This window comes from Ruixingdingia sedimenti, assembly GCF_031432425.1.
GTDB classification, from domain to species: Bacteria; Pseudomonadota; Alphaproteobacteria; order Rhodobacterales; family Rhodobacteraceae; genus Ruixingdingia; species Ruixingdingia sedimenti.
This window is the reverse complement of record NZ_JAVKPH010000044.1, coordinates 1-24122: the sequence shown is the minus strand read 5'-3', so window position 1 is coordinate 24122 and position 24122 is coordinate 1. Positions and strand designations below refer to the sequence as shown.

The 24122-nt window shown below is 61.7% G+C and carries 20 protein-coding genes and 4 pseudogenes; 9 read left to right on the top strand and 15 right to left on the bottom strand.

Annotated features, from left to right (window positions below; genetic code table 11):
- Nucleotides 1-171: 171 nt before the first annotated feature.
- On the top strand, nucleotides 172-900 hold the full coding sequence (locus RGD00_RS20900) for a hypothetical protein (RefSeq protein ID WP_310459180.1): 729 nt from the start codon (nucleotides 172-174) through the stop codon (nucleotides 898-900).
- Between the two features lie 178 nt (nucleotides 901-1078).
- On the opposite strand, the gene tnpC is transcribed toward RGD00_RS20900, so the two are convergent.
- From tnpC to RGD00_RS20880, 4 genes and pseudogenes are all read right to left on the bottom strand, one after another.
- Nucleotides 1079-2704, bottom strand: a complete 1626-nt coding sequence (gene tnpC / locus RGD00_RS20895) for an IS66 family transposase (RefSeq protein ID WP_310459179.1) — start codon at nucleotides 2702-2704, stop codon at nucleotides 1079-1081.
- A gap of 62 nt (nucleotides 2705-2766) precedes the next feature.
- The gene (tnpB, locus tag RGD00_RS20890) at nucleotides 2767-3114 is read right to left on the bottom strand and encodes an IS66 family insertion sequence element accessory protein TnpB (protein ID WP_109671163.1); all 348 of its coding nucleotides are present in this window, start codon (nucleotides 3112-3114) and stop codon (nucleotides 2767-2769) included.
- Nucleotides 3111-3506: an IS66-like element accessory protein TnpA gene (gene tnpA, locus RGD00_RS20885; RefSeq protein WP_310459178.1), complete on the bottom strand. Its 396-nt coding sequence runs from the start codon at nucleotides 3504-3506 to the stop codon at nucleotides 3111-3113. Before tnpA ends, tnpB begins: the two co-directional genes overlap by 4 nt.
- Before the next feature lie 83 nt (nucleotides 3507-3589).
- Nucleotides 3590-3793 (bottom strand): annotated as a pseudogene (locus RGD00_RS20880) (transposase); the annotation flags it as partial.
- Between the two features lie 90 nt (nucleotides 3794-3883).
- Here RGD00_RS20880 and RGD00_RS20875 point away from each other — a divergent pair.
- Nucleotides 3884-4093: pseudogene (locus RGD00_RS20875) on the top strand (transposase); the annotation flags it as partial.
- Between the two features lies 1 nt (nucleotide 4094).
- Here the strand turns inward: RGD00_RS20875 and RGD00_RS20870 are convergent.
- The 7 genes from RGD00_RS20870 to rfbC all read right to left on the bottom strand — a co-directional run bounded on the left by RGD00_RS20870 (nucleotide 4095) and on the right by rfbC (nucleotide 14836).
- Nucleotides 4095-5099: a polysaccharide pyruvyl transferase family protein gene (locus RGD00_RS20870; RefSeq protein WP_310459177.1), complete on the bottom strand. Its 1005-nt coding sequence runs from the start codon at nucleotides 5097-5099 to the stop codon at nucleotides 4095-4097.
- A gap of 224 nt (nucleotides 5100-5323) precedes the next feature.
- The gene (locus RGD00_RS20865) at nucleotides 5324-10237 is read right to left on the bottom strand and encodes a glycosyltransferase (protein WP_310459176.1); all 4914 of its coding nucleotides are present in this window, start codon (nucleotides 10235-10237) and stop codon (nucleotides 5324-5326) included.
- A 217-nt stretch (nucleotides 10238-10454) separates the two neighbouring features.
- Nucleotides 10455-11408 (bottom strand): NAD-dependent epimerase/dehydratase family protein, encoded by a 954-nt coding sequence (locus tag RGD00_RS20860; RefSeq protein ID WP_310459175.1) that lies wholly within the window; start codon nucleotides 11406-11408, stop codon nucleotides 10455-10457.
- Between the two features lie 44 nt (nucleotides 11409-11452).
- On the bottom strand, nucleotides 11453-12331 hold the full coding sequence (gene rfbA / locus RGD00_RS20855) for a glucose-1-phosphate thymidylyltransferase RfbA (RefSeq protein WP_310459174.1): 879 nt from the start codon (nucleotides 12329-12331) through the stop codon (nucleotides 11453-11455).
- Nucleotides 12328-13194 carry a dTDP-4-dehydrorhamnose reductase gene (gene rfbD, locus RGD00_RS20850; protein WP_310459173.1) on the bottom strand — a complete coding sequence of 289 codons (867 nt, stop codon included), beginning with the start codon at nucleotides 13192-13194 and terminating at the stop codon, nucleotides 12328-12330. The genes rfbA and rfbD overlap by 4 nt, the downstream gene beginning before the upstream one ends.
- Entirely contained in the window at nucleotides 13191-14240 is a 1050-nt protein-coding gene (gene rfbB, locus RGD00_RS20845) for a dTDP-glucose 4,6-dehydratase (protein WP_310459172.1), read from the bottom strand. Before rfbB ends, rfbD begins: the two co-directional genes overlap by 4 nt.
- Nucleotides 14237-14836: a dTDP-4-dehydrorhamnose 3,5-epimerase gene (rfbC, locus tag RGD00_RS20840; protein WP_310459181.1), complete on the bottom strand. Its 600-nt coding sequence runs from the start codon at nucleotides 14834-14836 to the stop codon at nucleotides 14237-14239. The genes rfbB and rfbC overlap by 4 nt, the downstream gene beginning before the upstream one ends.
- Before the next feature lie 168 nt (nucleotides 14837-15004).
- Between rfbC and RGD00_RS20835 the strand changes: the two genes are divergently transcribed.
- Nucleotides 15005-16231 carry an IS256 family transposase gene (locus RGD00_RS20835; RefSeq protein ID WP_310459171.1) on the top strand — a complete coding sequence of 409 codons (1227 nt, stop codon included), beginning with the start codon at nucleotides 15005-15007 and terminating at the stop codon, nucleotides 16229-16231.
- A gap of 137 nt (nucleotides 16232-16368) precedes the next feature.
- Here the strand turns inward: RGD00_RS20835 and kdsA are convergent.
- Both kdsA and RGD00_RS20825 read right to left on the bottom strand, forming a co-directional pair.
- Nucleotides 16369-17056, bottom strand: a pseudogene (gene kdsA / locus RGD00_RS20830) (3-deoxy-8-phosphooctulonate synthase).
- Nucleotides 17057-17064: 8 nt separating this feature from the next.
- Nucleotides 17065-18219: a tyrosine-type recombinase/integrase gene (locus RGD00_RS20825; protein ID WP_310459170.1), complete on the bottom strand. Its 1155-nt coding sequence runs from the start codon at nucleotides 18217-18219 to the stop codon at nucleotides 17065-17067.
- A gap of 216 nt (nucleotides 18220-18435) precedes the next feature.
- Between RGD00_RS20825 and RGD00_RS20820 the strand changes: the two genes are divergently transcribed.
- On the top strand, nucleotides 18436-19875 hold the full coding sequence (locus RGD00_RS20820) for a DUF6880 family protein (protein WP_310459169.1): 1440 nt from the start codon (nucleotides 18436-18438) through the stop codon (nucleotides 19873-19875).
- Nucleotides 19876-20061: 186 nt separating this feature from the next.
- Here the strand turns inward: RGD00_RS20820 and RGD00_RS20815 are convergent, their stop codons facing one another.
- A complete protein-coding gene (locus RGD00_RS20815) occupies nucleotides 20062-21717 on the bottom strand; it encodes a recombinase family protein (RefSeq protein ID WP_310459168.1) in 1656 nt (551 codons plus the stop codon).
- 19 nt (nucleotides 21718-21736) lie between these two features.
- Nucleotides 21737-21928, bottom strand: a complete 192-nt coding sequence (locus tag RGD00_RS20810) for a hypothetical protein (RefSeq protein ID WP_310459167.1) — start codon at nucleotides 21926-21928, stop codon at nucleotides 21737-21739.
- 292 nt (nucleotides 21929-22220) lie between these two features.
- Between RGD00_RS20810 and RGD00_RS20805 the strand changes: the two genes are divergently transcribed.
- The 5 genes and pseudogenes from RGD00_RS20805 to RGD00_RS20785 all read left to right on the top strand — a co-directional run.
- Nucleotides 22221-22523, top strand: coding sequence for a hypothetical protein (locus RGD00_RS20805; protein WP_310459166.1), 303 nt, complete (start codon nucleotides 22221-22223; stop codon nucleotides 22521-22523).
- Nucleotides 22520-22966 carry a PIN domain-containing protein gene (locus RGD00_RS20800; protein WP_310459165.1) on the top strand — a complete coding sequence of 149 codons (447 nt, stop codon included), beginning with the start codon at nucleotides 22520-22522 and terminating at the stop codon, nucleotides 22964-22966. The genes RGD00_RS20805 and RGD00_RS20800 overlap by 4 nt, the downstream gene beginning before the upstream one ends.
- Nucleotides 22963-23283 carry a hypothetical protein gene (locus tag RGD00_RS20795; protein WP_310459164.1) on the top strand — a complete coding sequence of 107 codons (321 nt, stop codon included), beginning with the start codon at nucleotides 22963-22965 and terminating at the stop codon, nucleotides 23281-23283. Before RGD00_RS20800 ends, RGD00_RS20795 begins: the two co-directional genes overlap by 4 nt.
- 50 nt (nucleotides 23284-23333) lie before the next feature.
- Nucleotides 23334-23681: pseudogene (locus RGD00_RS20790) on the top strand (IS5-like element ISPme2 family transposase); the annotation flags it as partial.
- A gap of 71 nt (nucleotides 23682-23752) precedes the next feature.
- A partial coding sequence (locus RGD00_RS20785; protein WP_310459163.1) for a transposase occupies nucleotides 23753-24122 on the top strand: 370 nt, incomplete at its 3' end.

The window sequence follows — 24122 nt, the reverse complement described above, 5'->3', positions numbered from 1 at the left end:
CATCGGCGGGGCTCCTCGTCGCATCCCGCAAAATCCTATCAGATCGCGCCGAAACGCACAGGTTTTTCAGACTTTCCCTAAAGCACCTTCAGGCGCACGCAACCGCTACGGTCAGACTTCCGTGAATAAGCCGGGTTGACATCAATAGAAAAACTGAACGGAGAAGTGCGTTTGAAAATTTTCATCCACATTGGAGACTCCCGGACCGGGACGACTACGCTTCAATCTTTTCTCACAGAAAACAGTGCAAAGCTTCTCGAGTTGGGCATACATTATCCGCGACTTCCAAGTTCTCATAAAGACAGCACCGCTCAACATCTTCTCGCCTTTTCACTTCTTGACGAATGGCCAGCATTCGCGATAAAGGCGAAGAAACCACGAGAGCAGATATGGGATGAGTTGAAACAATACATTGATGGAAATATGAAGCTTGGAGGGAGGCTCCTAATTTCGAGCGAGGCATTTTCATCCGCAGGGCAGGAACAAATCGGGTTCGTAAAGAAAACACTTTCCGAGCATGATGTGACCCCGATATTTGTGAAACGTGATATAGAAGACTGGCGCCGTTCGATGCGAGAGCAAAGGATCAGGCGTGGGTTCCATGAAGCTGAACTGGGCGGCCCCGCAAAATACGACCTTGGGGCCAAGAAGCTAGCGAACTGGGCTAACTATTTCGATGTGAAAGTAATACACTACAGCAGGAATGTTATATCAGATATAATGGCATTTCTTGACATAAACGATACAGATTTCAAGATTATTGAAAACCTCAATGCTCAACCGCCCGAGGGCACTATTGAGCTTTTGAATACGCTAAATAAAATCCCAATGGAAGAAAAGAACCGCGTCCATTTCAACGAAACGATATTCCAATGGCTGGTCAAGCATTCCGCAAAATGACCGGTGCTCCTTAGCTGTCACATCCCGGAAGGTAGGGCGTGTTGACAAAAGGGATTCACCGGGCGCGGTGATCGTGATTCAAGCTGGTATCTGCAATGGAGACCAGCGTGGCACGAAACCTGATGTCGAACGACGAGTGGGCGTTCTTTGGTAACCGCCCGGTTGGCACCGCGGTTGATCAGGCGGCCTCGGCCTGAGCGACGGCGACCGGTGTCCAGTTCCACGGGAGCAGTTCATCGAGACGATTGATCTTGTGGTCTTGGATCCGGTTGAGCACGTCGGCAAGATAGGCCTGCGGATCGAGGCCGTTCAGCTTGACGGTCTCGATGATCGTCATGGCGCGGGCCAGCGTTTCGCCGCCGGTGTCGGCGCCCGCGAAGAGCCAGTTCTTCCGGCCGATGCCGATCGGGCGCAGGGCACGCTCGGCCGGATTGTTGTCGATGGCGACGCGGCCGTCGCCGAGGAAGAGGCTGAACGAGGCCCGACGGGCCAGCCCATAGCGGAATGCGCGCGCGAGGTCGCCTTTGCCGGGGATCCGCGTGAGCTGGCTCTCGGACCAGGCGAAGAAGGCTTCGACCTTCGGCGCGCTGAGCTTCTGGCGCGCGGCAACGCGGATCTCGGCAGGCTGCCCGTTGATCTCGCGCTCGATGTCGTAGAGCGCGCCGATGCGGTCGAGCGCCTCGCGCGCGATGGCGGATTTCGTCTTGGCCCATTCGTCGTGGAAGTCGCGCCGCAGATGCGCCCAGCATGACGCCTCCTGCAGACGGGGCGTGCCGTCTGGGTCGGGTTCGTAAAGCTTGGCGTAGCCCTTGTAGCCGTCGGCCTGCAGGATGCCGCGGGTCTGGGCCAGATGCCCATGGACATGCTCTTGCTTCCAGTCCGGGGCGAAGCGGTAGACCGCCCCGGGTGGCGCTGTGCCTGTCCAGGGTCGCGGATCGCGGACATAGGCCCAGATCCGGCCTTGCTTCACCCCCTTGCCGAGGCCTCGGTCCTTGAGGGACCGGTCCAGCACCCGGATGGGGGTGTCATCGGCGTGGAGAAGGTCGCTGGCCATCACATCGGCCTCGAGCCGATCGACCAGCGGCGCCAACACCTTCATGGCGCGCCCACACCAGTCGACCAGCGTGCTGTCCGGGATGTTTGCCCCCATGCGGGCGAAGATCTCGGCCTGACGATACAAAGGAAGATGGTCATCGAACTTGGACACGAGGATCCAGGCCAAGAGCGCCGCGCTCGCCATGCTGCCGGGGATCGGACGGCTGGGCGCGGGCGTCTGCACCATCTTCTCACAACGGCGGCAGGACTTCTTCAGCCGCGCGATCTGCAGGACCTTCAGCTGTGCCGCGACAAGGTCGAGCATCTCGCTCATGTCCTCGCCCACGAGGCGCAGATCGCCGCCGCAATCCGGGCAGCAGCTGCCGGGATCGAGCTCCCGCCGCTCGCGCGGGGTGGTTGCCGACACACGGGGACGACGGCGGGGCTTGCCCGCGTCGATGTCGTCGGTCGCGACCTCAAGGGCGGCATCCGCCTCGTCGTCGTCCGCCGGGGTGGTGGCGCTTTCGGCGCTGGCGATGAGCAGGTCCTCGAGCGCCAGTTCGAGCTGTTCGATCTCGCGCTCGATCTTTTCCGAGGACTTGCCGAAGGCCTGCTTTTTCAGCTTCGCGATCCGCAGTCGGAGCGTCTGGATGAGCTGGCCATGCGCCCGGATCGTCGCCGACATCTTCGCGTTTTCCGCCTGCAAGGCGGCGATCATCGCCTTCAGAATGGCGGGATCTTCGGGAAGAATAGGCGCGTCGCTCGACATGCCATCATTTACCACGCCCCACCCGGAAGCACCATAAAAACAAATGGTTTCAGGCGGATAAGTCACCCCACCCGGGCCGGTGGCGCGCCCCAGTCCGGTCGACGCCAGTCGATGCCCTCCCACAGCATCGCCAACTGCGCCGAGGTCAGCCGCACCGCCCCCGAACTGGTGTTCGGCCAGGGAAAGCGCCCGCGCTCCAGGACCTTGTAGTAAAGGCAGAAGCCTTGGCCATCCCAGTAGAGCAGCTTCAGCCGATCACCCTTGCGGCCCCGGAAGGCGAAGACCGCACCGCCGGTCGGCTTCTGGCGCAACACGTCTTGCGCCAGCGCCGCCAGCCCGCCGATCCCCTTTCTCATGTCGGTCGCACCGCAGGCCAGATATACCCGCACCCCGGTTCCCGGACCGATCATGCCGCATCCACCGCGCGGATCAGGCGCGACAGCGCCACATCGTCGATGTTACTCTCGAACCGAAGCACGCGGCCCTTCGCGAGCCGCAACTCAACCCATGCTGCCGGGGCGGCGGCCCGGGCTGGAGGCTCAACCGTGCTCAGTTCCATCGCGGGCACCATGCCGGCGGGCAGGAACAGCGCCCCAGCATCAGGCGACCATAAACCCTTGCGCTTCAGCTCGTGACGCCAGGCGTAGATCTGTTGGCGCGTCACCTCGTAGCGCTGCGCAACCTGGGTGACCGTCGCACCGTCTACCCCCACGGCGCTCACGACCGCCAGCTTCACCTCGTCGTCCCAACGCCGGCGGCGCTCAACACCCAGAACCTCGCCCCGCATCGCCCCTCCGCGCATAAGACACGTCGTTTGCGACGTCGCTATGCACGTATCTTAGAACCACACGACGAAATCCGGCAGGCGGTGCCAACCGGGTGGTTACGCTTCAGCCGACGGTTCTCTTCTTCCATCGCCTTCATCTGGCTGACCATCGACGCATCCATGCCGCCATACTTGGCCCGCCACTTGTAAAAGGACGCGTCGCTCATCCCGTGCTCGCGGCACAGCTCCGCCACCGGCACACCGCCTTCGGCTTGCCGCAGGATCGCCAGAATCTGCGCTTCAGTGTATCTGCTGGTCTTCATTCAGAATCTCCTCGTTCTTCTTGGCGAGAAAATTCTACTTATGCAGCCCCTTACTTTCGGGGAGGATTACCCATGGAGGTGCGCGACGTGGTGCCGGTCATCCCCATGCGCAAAACCCGGAAGCTACGGGTCGCCGTTGACCGCAGGCTCTACCGCCTGCGCAATCTCGTTGAGCGGTGCTTCAACAAGCTCAAGAATGCCCGTCGCGTCGCCACCCGCTACGACAAGACCGCCGAAAGCTTCCTGGGCTTCATCGACATCACGTCGATCCGCCTCTGGCTCCGCCATTTGTCAACATGACCTAGCCTTGGATATCCGGCGTTACTTCCAGCCCGTTTCCGGCAAAGAACTCCTTGAACCGGTGCAGATACGCTGGATATGCTGTTTCGAAGCTGCGCATCGCCGCAGGATCGTAGAGCGCGTCGAAATCGATTGGGCGATCTGTGTCGATTGCCGTCGACAGAACGAAGGGGATGCTCATAGTCTCGGCTAGTTCCCGGGTGCGAGAGTCATGAGCTATCAGCATGCCCGGCGTGCCGCTCAGCAGGGCGGCCACGGTGCCATGAATGCGTGTGCCGACGCAGAACGACTTTGTGCGTAGGTAGTCTAGCCAAGGTTCAAGTTCGAAGAATATCTTGCCGTGCGTTTTGAGATACCGAGCGATCTGATCAATATTGTCAGTGCCATAGCTTGCAACTAACGGTTCGGCGGCTTGACGAACACTTTCCGCATTGTTTGTCCGGCCAAGAACATATAGGGTATCTGCCAGTTCCGATTGCAGCACCATGTCAATCCTGCGCGTGAAGCCCTGAGCATAGATATAATTCTGGAAAGCGTCGGTCTTGTGAAACCTGTGCCTCGTGCCGTGCAGGCACACGCTGCTATCGGGCAGGGCGTCGGGGGTTGCGATGGAAAAGCCACGCTTGCCTGCCAATAACAGCGAAGGACAGCCTGTCACCACGACATTGTGGACCCCATAGTGATCTAGGACTTCGGCAGAGAAGTGACCGCGCACGCTTATATTCACCGAACGTTCGCTGATAAGCCGCACGAGGCGCTGCGTTCCGGGCGGCAGTTTCGGGATCTTCCCATCCAAGGTCGATTGGGCGCCTAGACCGACGATAAAGATCGGAAGCGTGGTAAGTTCCAGTCGGTCTGCTAGCCATGCCATGTCCTGCCCGGTTGCGAGCCAGTTCGCGGCGGCAACCACTAAGCAATCGCGTCCATCCAGTGCGTCTTGGTTGAAATCAAAGAAGGCATGGGTGGAGCCGGCAAGATTTTTGAGTAGTGACTCGGTGAACAGCATATTCCCAGAATTCTGCCCAAGGCGCCGAAACACTTCATCCAGCTTGATTCCCTCAATTTTGGGTACTGGGGAAACGCCTAGAACGAGTGGGTTTCTTAGCATACTTCATTTCCCTGATCATGTTGCGGGTGTTTGTTACCCGGAGCTGATGGTTAACACGCTAAACTTGCTGGTTCAGCGGCTGTCTGTTGGTGATGAGGACAGATTTGACTGAGGCAGTTCGATCAGTCGTGAAGCTCTCGACGACGAATAAGGTTACTTTCGTACATGGCCCTGTATCTCTGAAGCATCGTCGACATCGTGAACCGCTGTTGAAAAATGCTCTGAGCAATCCTGCCTGCGCGTTCTCGGGCCTTTGCGTCCGACAGCGAGAGCACAGCAACTTCCAGTGCCTCAACCGGGACGGTCCCGTCAACAATTTCAACCACCGCCCCGGCAATTTCATCGTCTGCGCTGGTCAGCATCTGAGGAATTTCTCCAGCGTTCGAGGCGACGATCGGCTTCGCTTGGGCCATCATCTCGATCACCACGAGCGGCATTGACTCCCCTGTGAAGTAGCTTGGCAGCAGCCCGATGTCGGCGACGTTGATGTAATCCTGCACGTTGTCGACATGGCCATAGAGATGGATGAAGTCTGCGGTTTCCTCGGCACGGATGCGCTCGGCGGCTGGGCCGTCTCCGGCCAGCATTAGGTCGACCGCGATGCCCGCCGCATTGAGACGCTTTGTGACCTCGACGGCCTGGTACCAGCCCTTGGGCTCGATCGCGCGGCTCGCCAATAGCAGCACTAGCGCCCCGGGCCGTAGTCCAAGTTCTTGACGTGTTAGAAGGCGAGGCGACTCAGGTTCGAAGCCGTTGTCGATCTTTGAGATGCGCGATGGTTTGCCGTATATCCGGAATACTTCTAAGTTTTTCTCAGCGATGTAGACCCATTCGTCCACTCGCTCGAGCATCTCGGGAAATCGAGCAGGAAAGCTCTTGTCGGTGTCGGGATTAGTCAGCAGCGTTTCATAGCAGCCGTGCATGGTAACGCACCAAGCTACAGTATCAGGTAGCGCATCTCGGTGCGAATGGATGTACCGGTCAGCCCACCAAAGTGATGAGTTCACCACATCAATGTCATAGTCGCGCAGCAGAGTTTCCAATGAAAATCCTGGTTCGCGCGCGTCGCGGAACGCCACGCGGCTGTCAATCCGCTTTAGAACTCCGGTGTGGTCGGGGTACATGCCGACGTTCAGAAGAATTGCGCGCCCACCAGCGCGACTCCATCCATTGGCTTGGCGTATCGCGAACATCTGCCCTCCGCCGGGCGACAGGTCACTGATGACGGCGAGCAGGGTAGGCAGAGCCTTTACGCACACAGCGCCGGCGGTTGCCCTGATTTCGGCTCGCGTTGCCTCGTCCACCACTCCAAATCGGTCTAGGTCTTGCACGATGAAAGCATCCATGCGTTCGCGCGTGGGCTTCGACAGCTGGTAGTTGGCGCTCAGGAAGCTCCGAATCGCTACTAGTTCGTTGAAATATCGTAGGCTGCCTTCGGTCTGGCTTGTAACGGTATTGCCGTGCCGCCGGTGAAAGTTCAGCGGACGGGCATCGAAGGCGATGTGCCCGCCGCGTAGCGCTCGCAGGTAGAAATACCAGTCACCACACATACGCATAGACGAGACCTCCTGCACGAAGGCGTCATCTGGTTCGAACCGCCGCAGCATCACTGCGCTCGCGTTGGGGATCACATTACCGACAGCAAAACCGGAATCCACCTCGACATGATCAGTGGCGACATAGGATTTCCGCCACCTCCCATCAGCGATGCGGTTGAGGTAAAGGTCGTCGTAATCCCCGATCCGGCTGCCATCGGCCCGCACCGGCACGGATTTCGCATGGGCTATAAAAACGTTGCGATCATCCATGGCAGGTACCAGCGCCGCTAGTAACCCGGGTTCGCAGAAATCGTCGGCCTCCGCGATCCAGATCAGGTCTGACCGCGCCTCGCGGATGCCGCGCAGCCACTGTATGAATGGCGAGCCGGAGTTCTCGGTATTTGCCACAACCCGCGTCGCTGGACGCCGGGCGGCCCATCTCTCTAGAACTGCAAGCGAATTGTCGGGTGATGCGTCATCGAGCAGGATAACTTCGAAATCCTGGAAGGTCTGAGCGTAGATCGTTCGAAGGCGTTCGTCGAGGTAGTTTTCATAGTTGTAGTTCGGCACAATTACGCTGACGTGTGGAGCTACGCCCATCGAGTCGCGCAAGAGATCGAGGATGCGCGGGCCCGCTTCGGTGACGGTGAATTCCTCCAGCACCGCTTGCAGGCCGGAGTTCCCGTCGCGTGCCACTCTATCTGGGTCATTCGCGTAAAGACATATCGCATCCGCCATCGCCGCGACATCGAGGAACGGCACAGCTAGGCCGCAGCCGCGCGCGACGAACTCCGGCATACCGCCCGCATCGTCAAAACAAAGAACCGGCAGCTGCTTCGCGGCGGCGTAGAGGCAGACCAGTGGGAAGGGGTCTTCCTCGGACGAGAGCAGAAACAGGTCTCCGGCCTCGAGCGCATCGGCCACGTCCTCCCTATAACCAAGAAGCCGGACTGTATCGCCCAGGTTCTTCTCGGCAATCATCCTTCGGCACGCGACCTCGTCGGGGCCGCCGCCGATCCACGCAAAAGTTACAGGGCGGTCCAGCCTTTCGCGGACCAGTTCGGCCACCTCGATGAACTTGTCGGGCGCCTTGCGCCAATGCATGATTCCGCAACCCATCACGACGAGGCTGTCATCCGGTATGCCGAGCTCCTTGCGCTGCGCCGCGCGGCGGGCATCGGATCGGCCCTCGCTCGATACCGGGCCGATAAAATCGTAGATCAGGCGCAACTTGGCGGCGGGAACGCAGTGGGCGTCGCGCAGGTTGTCCAGCACCGCCGTGCTGCCACATACCAAGGTGGTGCATCGGTCGTTGAGCCGCGCAATGCTGCCGGGAAATAGATCGAGGATCTTCTGAAGCTCGTGGACGTAGCAGATCGCCGGCGTGTCGGCCTTCCAGAAGTCGAAGAAACCGCTACTGGCTGCAGAATTTACGAAAAGCCCCCGCACATCGGTGCCGGCAAAGGCTTCCAGTTCTGCAATTGCCTGCGACGAGGGCTCTCTGGGAAGCACATGCACCGGCGCGATCCGTTCGAACAGGTGGCGGTGGTCGCCATCGGCCATCGCGACAAAGCAGACGCTGTATTTGGTCGAGGAGATAAGCCATTGAGCCAAGTCACGCACAAGCTGTTGCGCGCCCCCCACGGCAAGATCATGGGTAACTAGAACTATCTGACCGCTGCTACGCAGGCCGAATCCCTGTACTTCTTTCTCTTGAAGAAACTGTACTACCTGTTCGGCAGAACTAATCGGTATACGTCCCTCTTTTCGACCAAAGGCTAGGAAGTGATAGAGCGGGTTTATCTGAGTGCTTATTACATCCGGATACCGCTCAGTGTAATATGTGGCGTCAAAACTGGAGCCAACAGGCCTTCCCTGACTGTAGCCAAACAGAAAATAATGAATTATCGGGTCTACCCCTTGCGGCGCTACATCTGGGTTTAGAGAGAGATACTCGACTGGGTCAAAATAGGCATTAGGCGCAAAGGACTTGCTCGATCCTGTCGTGATGTAATGAATAAGCGGATCAACACTGCTATCCTGCGTTGACAAATATTGCCCCCGGTAGAATTCCGCATCAAACAACTGGTAGTAAGACAGAATATTTTCGTACAATACTTGTGTACGAAGATCGGAATCTTCAATCAGCGCGTTGATCCTAACCGAGTCCATGAACGGTGCTAGCAGTCGATTACGCTTTGCAACGGCCTCGGGGCTTCGGTCGATCATGGGGCGCGTCGGCGGAAGTATTATTTCGGCAAGCACATGACCGCTCTCGGCCTCCATTACCCGGACTGGAACGGCTTCGTAGTCACGCAGTGTCACCTCGACTGAAAAAGAATGATGGCCATCGCCGATTCCGGCGTCAACCAAGTCGCTGCGCAGTCTGTCGGCGCTCGCTTCGGCCAGAACCTGCCCGGTATCTGCCGCCACGACGATCACCCGGCAGCGGTGTTCGGGGCGGTCGCGGTCCTGAATCCATCCACCGATTCGGCGACGCTCGCCTGTCGTGACGTGGCCGAGGATTCTGGTATCGCGTGCCTCAATGTGCACCGTGCGCAGAAGAACACCAGTTTCGGTTTCGTGCACGTGGAGGGTCAGGGGTTCATCCTCGCGTGCGTTAACCTCAAGCATGAAGGCGTGGCGGCCATCACCGATTTGCGCATGAACTAGGTCATCACGCAGCATGTCAGCCTGTGCCGCGGCTATTGTTTCGTTAGTGTCGCCTGCGCGCAACTCGATCCGGCATCGGCGTTCCGGAAATTCAGTATCGAATACCCACCCACCGACCTTCCGGCCGACCACGACGTCGACGCGGCCGCGTATGCGTTCGGGCGGCAGTGTCAGGCGGCGGATCAGATGGCCGGTGTCGACCTCTTCCACCAAGACGGTAATCTCGTCCTCCGAGCGTGCCGCAATTCGTGCCGTGAAGCCGTGGCGTCCATTGCCGATGCCGGCTTCGGCCAAGTCGCGCCGCAAGTTCTTTGCTTGAACCTCTGCTAATACCTCGCCGCTATCCTCTGCTCGCACTTGGACTTTGCAGATGCGGTTGGTCGCCCTCAAGTCCTGCACCCAACCGCCGATCTGGCGCCCGTTGACCGAATCGACAGTGCCGTGAATTGTCTTGCAGCTGGAGGGCAACACCAGCTTGCGAAGCGTGTGGCCACCCTCTGCTTCTAGGATGGTGACGGGAAGGGCGGTATTCGTATCAGTAAGCACCTCAATGGAGAAGCCATAGTGGCCGTCGCCGTGAAGACCTGCCGCGACCAGATCCGGTCGTGGGCGGTCTGCTACGGTCTCCGCTAGAATTGCCCCAGTATGCGTGTGGATCACTTGGATTCGGCAGCGGCGATGAGGCCGGGCCGGATCATGCAGCCAACCACTGAGAGTTCGTTCGCCCCGCAGCGCCACACTCCCGAGGAGGCTGCCGTTTCCTTCGATAGCCAGATGCTTAAATGCTTGGAGATGGGGTTCATTCGGATTAGCGTCATCGCTCACTGGGTCGTCCTCACAACATCGCAGCTATCGGTATCAGATCTGCGTGGTGGAATTAATTTGAGTTTCTGCTCACAAGCAAAGCTCACGACAAGCATAGCTTCAGTAGCGCACAGACCCCAGCCTCTCTTCGCTGCGAACAGAAACGGGGCAAGGTGTCTTGGGCCATCTTGGCAGACCGTTATCTGAACAGGCTTGGTCCTGCATATTGGCCGGGATGTCATGCCTGTTCCATCCACCATTTAGCGGTGCTACGCAGTCCTTCGTCGATCGCGATCCGCGGCTGCCAGCCCAAGGTTTCGCGCGCCCGGCGAATGTTGAGCACATTACGCTTTACGTCGATTGCCCGTCCTGGCTCGAAATGCACTCGTAGCTCCCGGCCTGTGCAGCATTCCACCATTCTGATGACATCGAGCAACGAAAGCGCTTGGCCCGAGCCGATGTTTGCCACTTGGGGCGGGGCCGGACAGGCTATTGCTGCGACAAAGGCATTCGCCAAATCCGAAACATGAATGAAATCGCGCTGCACTGATCCGTCGCCCCAGATCGTTATCGGCTGGCCGGATATGGCACTGTGCATAGCTGCGGCGATGAAGCCCTGATTTCGAATTGCCCGCTGTCCCTCGCCGTAGGGGTTTGAAATTCTCAGGCTCACTGTTTTCATGTCGCCCTGCATCTCAAGAATACGCAGGTAATGCTCGATTGTGAGCTTAGAGACGCCATATGCATTGCGAGGATGCGTAGACATTTCTTCGGAGAGTGGAGCGTCTGAGGAGTAGCCATAGACAGTGCCGCCCGAGGAGGCGAACAGGAATCGTTGGACACCTGCCGCTCGGCAAAGCTCCGCGGCTTTCACGGTCGCGTGAACATGCGCGTGGATCTCATCCGAGAGGTTTGTGGGTGACGAGCCGGGCAGAGAACTGTTTGCCAAAAACACGACGGTCTGGCATCCCGTTACTGCGGATGCGAAATGTGTCTCGTCGGTAATGGAGCCGACAATTTGCTTTGTATTGGAGGGCCGGTCTGTCTGTGATATCATATCAAATACCAGCACCTCAACCCCAGTCTGGGTGAGGTGCTGCACCACGTGGCGGCCTATGAAACCATTTCCCCCGACTACCATTACGCGGTGGGTCGCATCGAGCGCCTGAGATTTGTCCTTAAGAAGGCCCATACTGTAATTCCAAGTTATGCCAGAGTTTTCAGCTGCTGTCATAATTACATATCTTTCAGGTATTTTCCGTAGTCGTTTTTGTCGAAGAGTTTTGCGCGTATGAGGAGGTTTTCGCGGGAGATCCATCCCTTGGTGTAGGCGATTTCTTCGGGGCATCCGACCTGCAGGCCCTGGCGTTTTTCGAGGGTTCGCACGAAGTTTCCGGCGTCGAGGAGGCTGCCGTGGGTACCGGTGTCGAGCCAGGCGTAGCCGCGGCCCATGCGTTTGACGGCGAGGGTTCCCTCGGCCAGGTACATTTCCAGCAGGGTGGTGATTTCCAGCTCTCCGCGCGGCGAGGGGGTGACGCGGGCGGCCTTTTCGGGGGCGGTGCCGTCGAGGAAGTAAAGCCCGGTGACCGCATAGTTCGAGGCCGGGCGAGCGGGTTTTTCCACGATCGACTTCACGCGGCCCTCGGCGTCGAACTCGACCACGCCATAGCGCTCTGGGTCAGAGACGTGATAGCCAAAGACGGTGCCGCCCACGGCATGGGCATCGGCCTCGGCCAGAAGCTGCGGCAGGCTGTGGCCGAAGAAGATGTTGTCGCCCAGCACCATCGCCGAAGGGCTGCCTGCCAGAAAGTCGCGCGCCAGCAGATAGGCCTGCGCCAGCCCGTCAGGCGAGGGCTGGGCGATATAGCTCAGCTGCAGGCCCAGATCGGTGCCATCGCCCAGAAGCCGGCGGAACTGCGACTGGTCCTCGGGGGTGGTGATCACCGCGATCTCGCGGATGCCGGCCAGCATCAGCGCGCTCAGCGGATAGTAGATCATCGGCTTGTCGTAGACCGGCAGCAGCTGTTTCGAGAGGCCCATCGTGATCGGGTAAAGCCGCGTGCCCGATCCGCCGGCCAGGATGATGCCTTTGCGGCCCGAAGTGCTTGTCGTCATTGGCGCGTCTCTCCAAGGTCGGTCAGGATCGCGGCCAGGCCCGCGCGCCAGTCGGGGCGCGCGATGCCATAGGCGGCGGTCAGGCTGGTGCAGTCCATGCGCGAATTGGCCGGGCGCCGCGCCGGGGTGGGGTAATCGGCGGTGGCGATGTCGGTGACATCCACCGTCAAGCCGGCCTGATCAAAGATCGCGCGGGCAAAATCGGCCCAGCTGACATCGGGGGCGCCGGCAAAGTGGAAGGTGCCGGTCACGCCGCGCCCGGTGCCAAAGGCCGCGGCGATGGTCAGCAGCGCATCGGCAATCGCGGCGGCCGGGGTCGGCCCGCCGACCTGATCGGCCACGATCCGCAGCGCCCCGCGTTCGCGCCCAAGGCGCAACATCGTCTTGACGAAGTTGCCCCCATGCGCCGACACCACCCACGAGGTGCGCAGGATCACATGCGCCCCGCCGGCCGCGCGTACGCCCGCCTCGCCGGCAAGTTTCGACCGGCCATAGGCGCCAAGCGGCCCGGTGGCGTCATCAGGGGCCCAAGCGCGGGTGCCGCCACCGTCAAAGACATAATCGGTCGAGACATGCAGGAACGGGATCCCCCGCGCCGCGGCCGCCTGCGCCATCACCGCCGGCGCCGCCCCGTTCACAACCGTCGCCGCGGCCTCTTCGGCCTCGGCCTTGTCAACGGCCGTCCAGGCGGCGGCGTTGATCACCAGATCGGCATCGGTGCCCGCCACGGCGGCCGCACAGGCCGCCGGATCCGACAGGTCGGCCGCCTCGCGCCCCAGGAATTCCGCCTGCCAGCCCGCCGGCAGACGCCGCGCCAGTTCGGTCGCCACCTGGCCGGTGCGGCCAAAGACCAGAAGCTTCATGCCTTCACCCCAAGCCGTTCGCCCACGCCCTTGCGGCCCTGCAGCGGGCGCCACCAGGCCTCGTTGTCCAGGTACCATTGCACGGTGCGGGCCAGCCCCTCTTCCACCGTCACGCTTGGCCGCCAGCCCAGTTCGGCGCGGATGCGGCCGGGATCAATGGCATAGCGCGCGTCATGGCCGGGCCGGTCGGTCACGAAGGTGATCTGGTCGGCATAGCTGCCCGAGGCTTTCGGGCGTTTCTCATCCAGAATGGCGCACAGCGTGCGCACCAGTTCCAGGTTCGTCCGCTCGTTCTCGCCGCCGATATTGTAGCTGCGCCCCGGCTCGCCCTGTGCCAGCACCAGCAGCAGCGCATCGGCGTGATCCTCGACATAAAGCCAGTCGCGGATGTTCGAGCCGTCGCCATAGATCGGCAGCGGCTTGCCGGCCAGCGCGTTCAGGATGATCACCGGCACCAGCTTTTCGGGGAAGTGATAGGGGCCGTAGTTGTTCGAACAGTTCGTCAGCACCACCGGCAGGCCGTAGGTTTCATGCCAGGCGCGCACCAGATGGTCGCTGGCGGCCTTGGATGCCGAATAGGGGCTGCGCGGGTCATAGGGCGTGTCTTCGGTGAACTTCACCGAAGGGTCCGCGGGCAACGAGCCAAAGACCTCGTCCGTCGAGATGTGGTGAAAGCGGAACCCCGCGGGCCGCCCCTCGCGCGTCCAGTAGGCGCGCGCGGCCTCCAGCATCTGGTAGGTGCCGGTGATGTTCGTTTCGATAAAGTCGCCCGGCCCGTCGATCGACCGGTCGACATGGCTTTCGGCGGCAAGATGCATCACAACATCAGGGCGATGCGCGGCAAAGATGCGGTCCAGTGCTGCGCGGTCGCGGATGTCGGCATGTTCGAACGTGTAAAGCGGGCTTTCCGCGACCGGGGCCACGTTCTCAAGGCAGGCGGCATAGGTCAGCGCATCGAGGTTGACCACCTGGTGCCCCCGCGCCACCGCCAGCCGCACCACCGCAGAGCCGATGAAGCCCGCGCCGCCGGTCACCAGGATCTTCATCGCACGACCTCCAGCCCCGCCGAATAGCCAAAGGGCCCCTCATAGCGGAACGGGTTGTCCAGATCGCGCAGCAGCGGCGCCGCGCGGTCCTTGTCCGACAGGACCGCCGCCCCCGGCGCGATCCCCCAGTCCACCCCGATCGCCGGATCGTCGAACCGCACCGCCCCGTCACAGTCGGGCGCGTAGTAGTCAGAGCATTTGTAGATCACCTCGGTGTCCGGCTCGCGCGTCACGAACCCGTGCAGGAACCCCGCCGGGATCAGCAGCTGCCGCCCGTCATCGGCCGAAAGCTCCACCCCCACCCACTGGCCATAGCTGGGAGAGCCCTGCCGGATATCCACCGCAACATCCAGGATCCGCCCCCGCCCCACACGCACAAGCTTGGCCTGCGCATGCGGCGGACGCTGGAAATGCAGCCCCCGCACCGTCCCAACACCCCGCGACAGCGAATGGTTGTCCTGCACGAAATCAACATCAATCCCCGCAGCAAACAGAACTCGACGAGACCACGTCTCGGAAAAATAACCACGGTCATCCCCAAAACGACGCGGCGCCAAAACAACAACACCATCAAGAACAGTCCCAAAAAGCTGCACCGTCAGCCCCTTTTCGTCATCCAATCGCGCATCACCACTATGCCGCATCACGCCGCGGGGTGCCAGTGGGTCGTGTCTCGGAAGTGGTGGAAACTTGAAGGCGGCGTAATCTCCGGGTGACTTGCAATCACCCAAACCGGCGGTAGCAACCGCCAGGGAGATCACGCCATGAACCAGATTACTGACACTGCGAGCCTTGCGCTACTGTCCGGGTTGGCCGGGTTCGACCCGATCGAAGAGCGACTGCGGACCAACGTCCGCGCGACCATCGAGGCTGTTTTCGAGGAGGAGCTGGCCGGCTTCCTTGGCCGCCTTCGCTACGATCGGGGCGACGGTCCTGCGAAGGGCTATCGCCACGGGCACCGCGAACGGCAACTGACCGGCACCTTCGGGGCGGAAACGGTCCGGGTTCCGCGGGCCCGGATCGAGAATGAGGCGGGCAAGGTGACGGAATGGCGCTCGAAGGCGCTGCCCCGTTATCAGCGGCTGACAAAGAAGGCGGAGGCCCTGATCGCCGCGGTCTATCTCGCCGGCACCAACGCCCGGCGGGTCAAGCGGGCGCTGTTTGGGCTCTTCGAGGGGGCCGTCAGCAAGGACGTGGTCAGCCGCGCTTGGCGCAAGGTGAAGGTAGACTGGGACGCCTGGTGTGCCCGCAGTCTGGCCGATGAGGACATCGTCCGCCTGATCCTCGATGGCACCGTGATCAAGACCAAGCTGGACCGGAAAGCCACGAACATCTCGGTGCTGGCCGCCATCGGCGTGCGCCGCGACGGGCAGAAGGTGCTGCTTTCCATCAGAAACATGGGCGGCGAGAGCACGGCCGCCTGGCGCCAGTTCCTCGATGATCTTGATGCACGGGGCCTGAAACGGCCCGAATTCGTGGTCGTCGACGGCGCCCCGGGGCTGGAAGCCGCGCTCGTGGCGCTGTGGGGCGACGACCTGCCGATCCAGCGCTGCACGGTTCACAAGCACCGAAACCTCCTGGCCCATGCCCCGAAGCACATGCACGACGAGCTGACCGAGGACTACCGCGACATGATCTACGCCGACACCGCCGCCGAGTTGGAGCGCCGCCGCAACGCCTTCCTGCGCAAGTGGCGCCTGCAGTGCCGGGCAGTGGCCGACTGCCTGGAGGAATCCGGGGCGCGGCTGTTCGCCTTCACCCGACTGGATCCATCGCAGTGGAAATCTGCGCGCATGACCAACGCCATTGAGCGGCTGAACGAGGAATTCCGCCGCCGCATCAAGACCCAGACCGTGCTGCCCTGCGCCGAAACCGTGCCGATGCTACTCTGGGCGCTGCTGGCTTCCGGCCAGATCCAGATGCGCAAGGTCGATGGCTGGGACACCCTCTCTCAGCCCATCGAACCGATGCCCCTTGACCTCGCCGCTTGAAAAACCGAGCCTCCACATGCCCGGAGCGCGCCGCCAGGGAATTTCCACAGCATTCGAGACACGACCTGCCAGTGTATCGACGCCTTTTCAACGCAACGGCCCGGGAATGCCGCGTTATCGGGCCAATCGACGCGGGCTCAGCCGCGGCCCTTGGTCAGGTTGTCGATGGCGCGCAGGCTGCCGATAAGGCCTGCCATTTCGTGCAGGGGGATCATGTTGGGGCCATCCGATGGCGAAGTGTCGGGATCCTGATGGGTTTCGATGAACAGCATCGCCACCCCGACGGCGCAGGCCGCGCGCGCCAGAACGGGCGCGAATTCGCGCTGTCCACCGCTGGCGCTGCCAAGCCCGCCGGGTTGCTGCACCGAATGAGTGGCGTCGAACACCACCGGCCAGCCGGTCTGCGCCATGATCGGCAGGGCGCGGAAATCCGTCACCAGCGTATTGTAGCCGAAAGATGTGCAAAAGGATGTTGCGGTTGCCTGTGCTTTCGACCTTGGCGGCGACATTCGCCATGTCCCAGGGGGCCAGAAACTGCCCCTTCTTGATGTTGATGACCTTGCCGGTTGCCCCTGCGGCAAGCAGCAGGTCCGTCTGGCGGCAGAGGAATGCGGGGATCTGCAGGATGTCAACGACCTCGGCCGCGGGGGCGCAGTGGTGGGTTTCGTGCACGTCCGTCAGCACCGGGCAGCCGAATTCCGCCCGGATTTGGGCCAGGATCTCGAGGCCCTTTTCCATGCCGACCCCGCGCTGGCCCGACAGCGAGGAGCGGTTGGCCTTGTCATAGCTGAACGAAGTGTCGATTGGTCCTGTTGCGGCAGTCATTGGCCAAATTATCCAAGTGATTGCCGCAGGTTCTGCGCGACCGCGTCGGCTGCCATCCGCACTGGTTCCGCCGCGAGATGGGCGTATCGCGCCGTCGTCTGGACCTGCGTATGGCCAAGGAGCTTGCCGATCATCGGCAAGCCCTGACCTGACGCCACGGCTGTGGACGCGAAGGTGTGGCGCAGGTCGTGGATGCGGACGTCCTTGACCCCCGCACGGGCACGGACGCGCTGCCAGAAGGGTTGCAGATCGCTCAGCGGCTTGCCGGGAAGGGTGCCGGTGATCACCCACGGGTTGCCGTCAATGCGTTGGGTGCCGCGCAGCAGCTCCACCACTGGCTGGCCAACATGGACGACCTTCGCACCGGTTTTGGAGTCCGGCAGGCGGAGGGCAGGGACGTCGAAATCGATGTAGGACCACTTCAAGGACATGATCTCGTTCATGCGGCATCCGGTCAGGATCAGCAGACGCGCGGCGAGGATGGCCGAGGGCAGTTCCACCCCTTCTGCTTCCATCTCGCGCAGCACCTCGCCGATCCGGCGCAATTCGGCCGCGCTCAGGAACCGTTCGCGCTTTTCCTCGGGGTATTTCCGGATGTGCTTTCGCGGGTTGGTCCCGTCCGGACGCAGGCCCCACATTTCCGACAGGCTGAACATCTTCGAGATCACCTCAAGGCAGCGGTTGGCCTGATAGGGGATGTGACGCAGGTCGTGGTGGAATTTGGCGACATCCGCCCGCGTGATCCCCGTGACCGTCAACTGCCCAAGGGCGGGCAGGATGAAGCGTTGCAGGTTCCGACGATACTCCTTTCCCGTGCTCGCCTTCACGCGGATGGCGATGTGTTCCTTGTCGAACCTCTCGGCCAGTTCCTTGATCGTGATCGCTTTGCGCCCGGCGTCGCGTTCGGCGGCTGGGTCGAGTCCGTTGCGCGCGGCGGCGACGATGGTGATGGCGCGGGTGCGTGCCTGTTCGCAGGTCAGCACGGTGCTTGGCCCGAGGCTGATCCGCCGTGACCGGCGCCCGGCGCGGTATTGCACGACGTAGCCTTTGCGCCCGCTGGGCAACACCCGAAGTCCGAAGCCGGGAATGTCGCTGTCCCAGACGAAGTATTCGGCGGCTTGGGCTTCTGCGGCGTCGACGATGCGCTTTGTGAGTTTGGGCATGAGAGTGGCTTCCGTGTTCTCTGGCTTCCACAGTGCGCAATGCGGATGCATAGTCAACGAACACATTGATATTGCGTGTAAAAAGGAAAATCCGCGCAATCTCACGCAGGGGCTGCTTCGCAGCCGTGGGCGAAAACTCTTGCCCCCGCGAATCAGAACGCAGGTTCCGGTCACCCATTCGCGCTGCTAAGGTCCGCGAAAAGAAACGGAATCCCGATGGCGTCGAAATCCACCCTCAATGCAAAGAACCTGGAGACGCTCGGCGCTGAGCGTCTGGCGCAGCTGCTGATCGAAATCAGCACCGGCGATGCCGCTGCCAAGCGCAAGCTGCGGCTGGCTCTCGCCGGAGCGGAAGGCCCGAGGGAAGCGGCGCGGGAGATCACCAAGCGGCTGACCAGCATCGCGAAGGCGCGGACCTTCGTGAACTGGCAGAACCGCAAGCCGCTGGTCAAGGACCTTCAGACACAGCGCAGCGCCATCATGGAACAGATCGCCCCGCATGACCCCGGTGAGGCGCTGGCGCTCTTGTGGCGGTTCATGGGGCTGGCCACCCCGGTATTCGAACGCTGTGATGACAGCAGCGGCACCGTCATCGACATCTTCCACCAGGCCTGCGCCGATCTGGGCGAAGTGGCCAGGGCGGCAGGTGCTGCGCCCGAGGTGCTGGCGCGACAGGTTCTCGACGCTCTGCAGGACAACGGCTTTGGTCAGTATGACGGGTTGATCGCCACCATCGCCCCGGCGCTGGGCCCCGATGGCGTCGCGCATCTGAAGACACTGGTCGAGGAACTCGGCCGCACGCCGGTGTCGGTGCCGCCAAAGAGCGAGTGGCAGGCCGTCGGCTGGGGCAGCGGCGGCACGCGATATGCCCACGAGATGGACGAACGCGCGCGGCAAAGCACGGTCGAGATGGCGCTGAAGGACATCGCCGACGTGCAGGGCGATGTCGATGGCTTCATCGCCCAGTACGACCCAAAGACCCGAAAGGTGCCCAAGATCGCGGCCGAGATCGCGCAGCGCCTGCTAGCGGCGGGCAGGGCAGGGGACGCACTCGGCTTCATCGAGCGGGCCGAGGTGGACCAGGCGCGCTGGATCCCGCCCGAGTGGCAGGAGGCCCGGCTCGCAGTGCCGGAGGCGCTTGACCGGAAAGACGAGGCGCAGGCATTCCGCTGGGCATGTTTCGCGCGCGACCTTTCGGGTGAGCACCTGCGGGCCTACCTGAAACGCCTGCCGGATTTCGAAGACATCGAGGCCGAGGAGCGTGCGATGGCGCATGCCGCGGCCCATCCCGACCTGCTTGCGGCCCTAGCCTTCTTTCTGAACTGGCCATCGCTTGGACACGCCGCGCGATTGCTGATCGACCGGCAGGACGAGGTCGATGGCGATCACTACGAATTCCTGGCCCCAGCGGCCGAGACACTGGCGGAGAAGCATCCGCTGGCGGCGACGGTGGCGCTGCGGGCGATGATCGATTTCACGCTGACCGAGGGCAGGCAGAAGCGCTATGGCTATGCTGCCCAGCACTTGGCAACCTGTGCCGACCTGGCCGTACGGATCGAGGACTTCGGACCAGTCGAGCCGCATCACGTCTATGACGCGCGCCTGAAGGCCGAGCATGGCAAGAAGACCGGCTTCTGGTCGCGGATGGACGGATGATTGCCGTGCTACCGGAAAATCATTCCGCCACCCAATGGAAGCATGGTGGAAGCACGAGGGGAAAAACCGCTGCGCAATCCTGACAATCCGCGCGCAGTTTGGGCTTGTGGCCCTATCTCGCAACTGGCACGATATTCGAAAGAAAACGCGATTCGTCGCGCCTGATCGTGTTGCGTTTGACACGACTCATAACCTGAAGGCCGCAGGTTCAAATCCTGCCCCCGCAACCATCTTTACTTGCGATTGCCCCGCCCCTCCGGCGGGGTTTTTTGTTTGTGCGGAAATCATAAGGATTCCAGCGAGATCGCCCTGCACGTCAATCTCCACCTTCCCCTCCACCGGCGTCAGCACGATCTTGTCCACCAGCGAGCGCAGGATGTCGGCCGCCTCGATCCGCTTTTCTTCCTCCTCGTCCTGCAAGGCTTCATAGAGCTGCTGGACCCGCTTGCGGTATTGCAGCGCCATCGAGGGGTGCAATAGGGGAGGCGGCTCCTCGGCCTCGGCTAGGAACGTGCGCAACTCGGCCTTCCGGCCTTCCAGCCGCTTCATGTCCTCCACGATGGCTTCAATCGGCCCGCCGGATTTAATGGCGGTCAGCAGCTTGGCCAGTTCGCGGTCGATCTTCGCCACCTCCGCCTCAGCCCCTGCGATGCCCGCGCGGCCTTCCATCCGTAGCCGATTCATCTCCTGCGTGAACGCTTCGCAGAAGCGGGCGAACAGTTCGGGATCGACCAGCCTGGTGCGAAGCGCATTCAGCACGCGCGTCTCCAGCTCGTCGCGCCTCATGTTGGTCCGGTTATCGCAGGTGCCTTTGTTGCGCGCCGTCGAGCAGCCGATCAGCGTGGCCGAGATCGCCGAATAGCCGCCCCCGCAGCAGGCGCAGCGAGTGAGGCCAGAAAAGAGGTATTTCGGTCGGCGGCGATGGTTCATCTTGCTGACGTCAGCCAGGCCGCTTTCATCGCGCTCGGTCCGCATCTCGCCCTGCCGCGCCTTCACGGCCTCCCACAGATCGTCATCGAGAATGCGCAACTCCGGCGTTTCCTGAATGACCCATTCGGATTCCGGGTTGGGCCGGGCTTGCCGCTTGCCCGTGTCGGGGTCTTTGACGAAGCGCTGGCGGTTCCAGACGATCTTGCCGACATACATCTCGTTGTTGAGGATGCCATTGCCGCGCTTCGGATTGCCGTTGATCGTGCTGAACCCCCAGTCGCCGCCTGACGGCGCGGGGATACCGTCCCTGTTCAGGGCGAAGGCGATGGTCTTGGCCGACTTGCCGGCCGCGTAGTCGCGGAAGATGCGGCGCACGACTTCGGCCTGCGCCTCGTTGATCGTGCGATCGCCCCGGACGGGCTCACCGTTGGCATCGAACTTCTTCACCACGTCATAGCCGTAGGCATTGCCGCCGCCGGACTTGCCGGCCTCGACGCGGCCGCGTTGCCCGCGCCGGGTCTTGTCCGCCAGATCCTTGAGGAACAGCGCGTTCATCGTCCCCTTGAGGCCGACATGCAACTCGCTGATCTCGCCCTCCGAGAGCGTGAACATCCTTACGTCAGCATAGCGCATGCGCTTGTAGATGCCGGCGATGTCCTCTTGGTCACGGCTGATCCGGTCCAGGGCCTCGGCCAGCACCATGTCGAAGCGGCCTCGCGCGGAATCCCTGATCAGCGCCTGGATGCCGGGACGCTGGATCATGCTGGAGCCGGAGATGGCGTGATCGGAATATTCCTCGACCACCGTCCAGCCTTCCTTCTCCGCCCGCAGGCGGCACATGCGGAACTGATCGGCGATGGACGCCTCGCGCTGGTTGTCGGACGAATAGCGGGCGTAGATCGCGACCTTCAATGCACTTCTCCCAATAGCGTCAGGAGGTGCGCTTCCTCCGCCGCTTCATCATCTGAACTTCCTCGGCGTAGCACTCCCGCGCCGCCTGACGAGCCAGGAAATCGACCAGACGCAGAAGACGTGGATCGGGATCGCCCCGCGATGTGAACGTCAGATCCGGCTCTTCCAGCAACAGGGATTCCAGCAGCGCTTCGCGCTCTCTTCCTGTCATCTTGGCTCTGTTTCCGGGGGCTCGCAAGGTCATGCCTCGCAGCATCCCCGCCTAGAGACGCCCAAGCAACTGGAATCAAACCCGTAATTCTGGCGGCGGACGAGGTGTGAACGGTGGCCTTGGCGTGCTCTGGGGGAGCGTAGCGCATTGCAGCATATGGAAAATACTGGCGCAAACGCGCAGTATTCCTCTGCACTACTGCTCTGCGGTGCGTGTCCGTGGGCATCGCTGACACCCCTTGTTTGCAAGGTCAATATCGGCTATATGTCAGGATATAGCACGGAGGCCAGCCATGAGCAATGCCGCACAGAAGAGAGCGATCGAGAATTACCGGGCACGCCTGACGCAGCGCGGCTTCAAGCGCTTCGAGGTTCTGGCGTTGGAATCCGATCGCGAGCTGATCCGGTCGCTCGCCCGCCAACTGGCGGAGGAGGGGCCGGAAGCGGAGCAAGCCCGACAGACCGTGAAGGCTCTGGTCTCGGGAGAACCTCCGAAGACCGGCGGTATCCTGTCGGCCCTGCGCCGCTCGCCTTTGGTTGGCGCTGATCTTGATCTGTCGCGCTCTCGCGAAGAGGGGCGCCGGGTCGATCTGTGACGCGCTATCTCCTCGACACCAACATCATCAGTAACGTGATCAAGCCGCAGCCGTCTGAAGCGCTGCTGGCGTGGTGGGCGGAGCAGCGCGACGAAGACCTGTTCATTTCGGCGCTGACCATCGCCGAGATCCGGCGCGGCATTCTGGAGAAACCGCGCGGGAAAAAGCGCGATGCTCTCGATGCCTGGTTCTCCGGGCCGGAAGGGCCGCAGGAGCTGTTCGCCGGCCGCATTCTCTCGTTCGACGACAAGGCGGGCCTGATCTGGGCCCGGCTGATGGCGGAAGGGAAGGCGGCAGGGCGTCCGCGGAGCGGACTCGACATGATCATTGCCGCAGTGGCGGGAGCAAACGACTGTGTGGTCGTCACGGATAACGAAAAGGATTTCAGGGGGCTTCAAATCGTCAACCCCTTGCGCCGTGGAGCAGAGAGGGGAGAGATATGACACCAGCAGCGCCTGTGCCGATAGAATACAGGCTCATCGGCCCAACGGAGGGCGGCGGCGTTGGCGATCTGCTGGTTGGCTTGGATCAGAGGCAAGGGCGCATACGCCTCCAGGCGTTGATCTCCGAATGGCTGCGCATGGAAAATCTCGTTGTTTTGACGGGATCGGGCACCTCGGTCTCGGCAGGCGGCAAGACCATGGCCAATCTGGAAAAAGAGGTGCTCGCAACCATAGAAGCACTGCCCGATCTCCCGCCTTCGATCAAACCCATCATAGAATCTCGGAAGAATGCCGTGGCATCTGCTAGGGCGTGTTGACAAAAGGGATTCACCGGGCGCGGTGATCGTGATTCAAGCTGGTATCTGCAATGGAGACCAGCGTGGCACGAAACCTGATGTCGAACGACGAGTGGGCGTTCTTTGAACGCTTCATCCTGGCTGTCCGTTCTCCGAACGGCCGCAAGCCCACGAACCATCGGCTTGTTCTGGATGGGATTTTCTGGATCGCCCGAACGGGGTCGCCCTGGCGCGACCTGCCGGAAGAGTTCGGCAAATGGTCGTCTGTCTATCGGCAGTTCCGGCGCTGGACGTTGGCGGGGCTGTGGGAACAGATCCTGGAGGCGCTGAACGAGAGCCGGATCGTGCCGGATGCGCTGCAGATGATCGACAGCACCGTGGTTCGCGCTCATCATCAGGCAGCGGGCGCAAAAGGGGGACTCCGCGCGAGAGTGTCCTGTCTTCTGTGTATCGCTGAACCGGTCCATGCTTCCTGAAGGGAGCACTGACGATGACAATTTCCAACGAACTGCTGGACGAGTTGCTGAAGGGCTGCAAGCGGCCTGAGGATCTGCTTGGCGATGCCGGACTGATGAAAGAGCTGAAGGTCCGGCTGATGGAACGGATGCTGGGAGCCGAACTGACGGCGCATCTGGGCTATGGTGCCGGCGCGGAGCCGCCGCCCGAACAGGCCAACCGCCGGAACGGAGTTGCCACGAAGCGTGTGAAAGGCTCGGATGGCGAAGTGGCCCTGTCGGTGCCGCGCGACCGGGATGGCAGCTTCGAACCGGAGCTGGTCAAGAAGGGCCAGACCCGGATCGACGGCATCGACGACAAGATCATCGGTCTCTATGCGGCCGGGCTGTCGGTGCGCGACATCC

Coding starts and splice junctions, on each gene's coding strand:
- tnpC (WP_310459179.1), bottom strand. CDS start 2,704: ATGTCGAGCGACGCGCCTATTCTTCCCGAAGATCCCGCCATTCTGAAG.
- tnpB (WP_109671163.1), bottom strand. CDS start 3,114: ATGATCGGTCCGGGAACCGGGGTGCGGGTATATCTGGCCTGCGGTGCG.
- tnpA (WP_310459178.1), bottom strand. CDS start 3,506: ATGCGCGGAGGGGCGATGCGGGGCGAGGTTCTGGGTGTTGAGCGCCGC.
- RGD00_RS20870 (WP_310459177.1), bottom strand. CDS start 5,099: ATGCTGTTCACCGAGTCACTACTCAAAAATCTTGCCGGCTCCACCCAT.
- RGD00_RS20860 (WP_310459175.1), bottom strand. CDS start 11,408: ATGGGCCTTCTTAAGGACAAATCTCAGGCGCTCGATGCGACCCACCGC.
- rfbA (WP_310459174.1), bottom strand. CDS start 12,331: ATGACGACAAGCACTTCGGGCCGCAAAGGCATCATCCTGGCCGGCGGA.
- rfbD (WP_310459173.1), bottom strand. CDS start 13,194: ATGAAGCTTCTGGTCTTTGGCCGCACCGGCCAGGTGGCGACCGAACTG.
- rfbB (WP_310459172.1), bottom strand. CDS start 14,240: ATGAAGATCCTGGTGACCGGCGGCGCGGGCTTCATCGGCTCTGCGGTG.
- RGD00_RS20835 (WP_310459171.1), top strand. CDS start 15,005: ATGAACCAGATTACTGACACTGCGAGCCTTGCGCTACTGTCCGGGTTG.
- RGD00_RS20825 (WP_310459170.1), bottom strand. CDS start 18,219: ATGCCCAAACTCACAAAGCGCATCGTCGACGCCGCAGAAGCCCAAGCC.
- RGD00_RS20820 (WP_310459169.1), top strand. CDS start 18,436: ATGGCGTCGAAATCCACCCTCAATGCAAAGAACCTGGAGACGCTCGGC.
- RGD00_RS20810 (WP_310459167.1), bottom strand. CDS start 21,928: ATGACAGGAAGAGAGCGCGAAGCGCTGCTGGAATCCCTGTTGCTGGAA.
- RGD00_RS20805 (WP_310459166.1), top strand. CDS start 22,221: ATGAGCAATGCCGCACAGAAGAGAGCGATCGAGAATTACCGGGCACGC.
- RGD00_RS20795 (WP_310459164.1), top strand. CDS start 22,963: ATGACACCAGCAGCGCCTGTGCCGATAGAATACAGGCTCATCGGCCCA.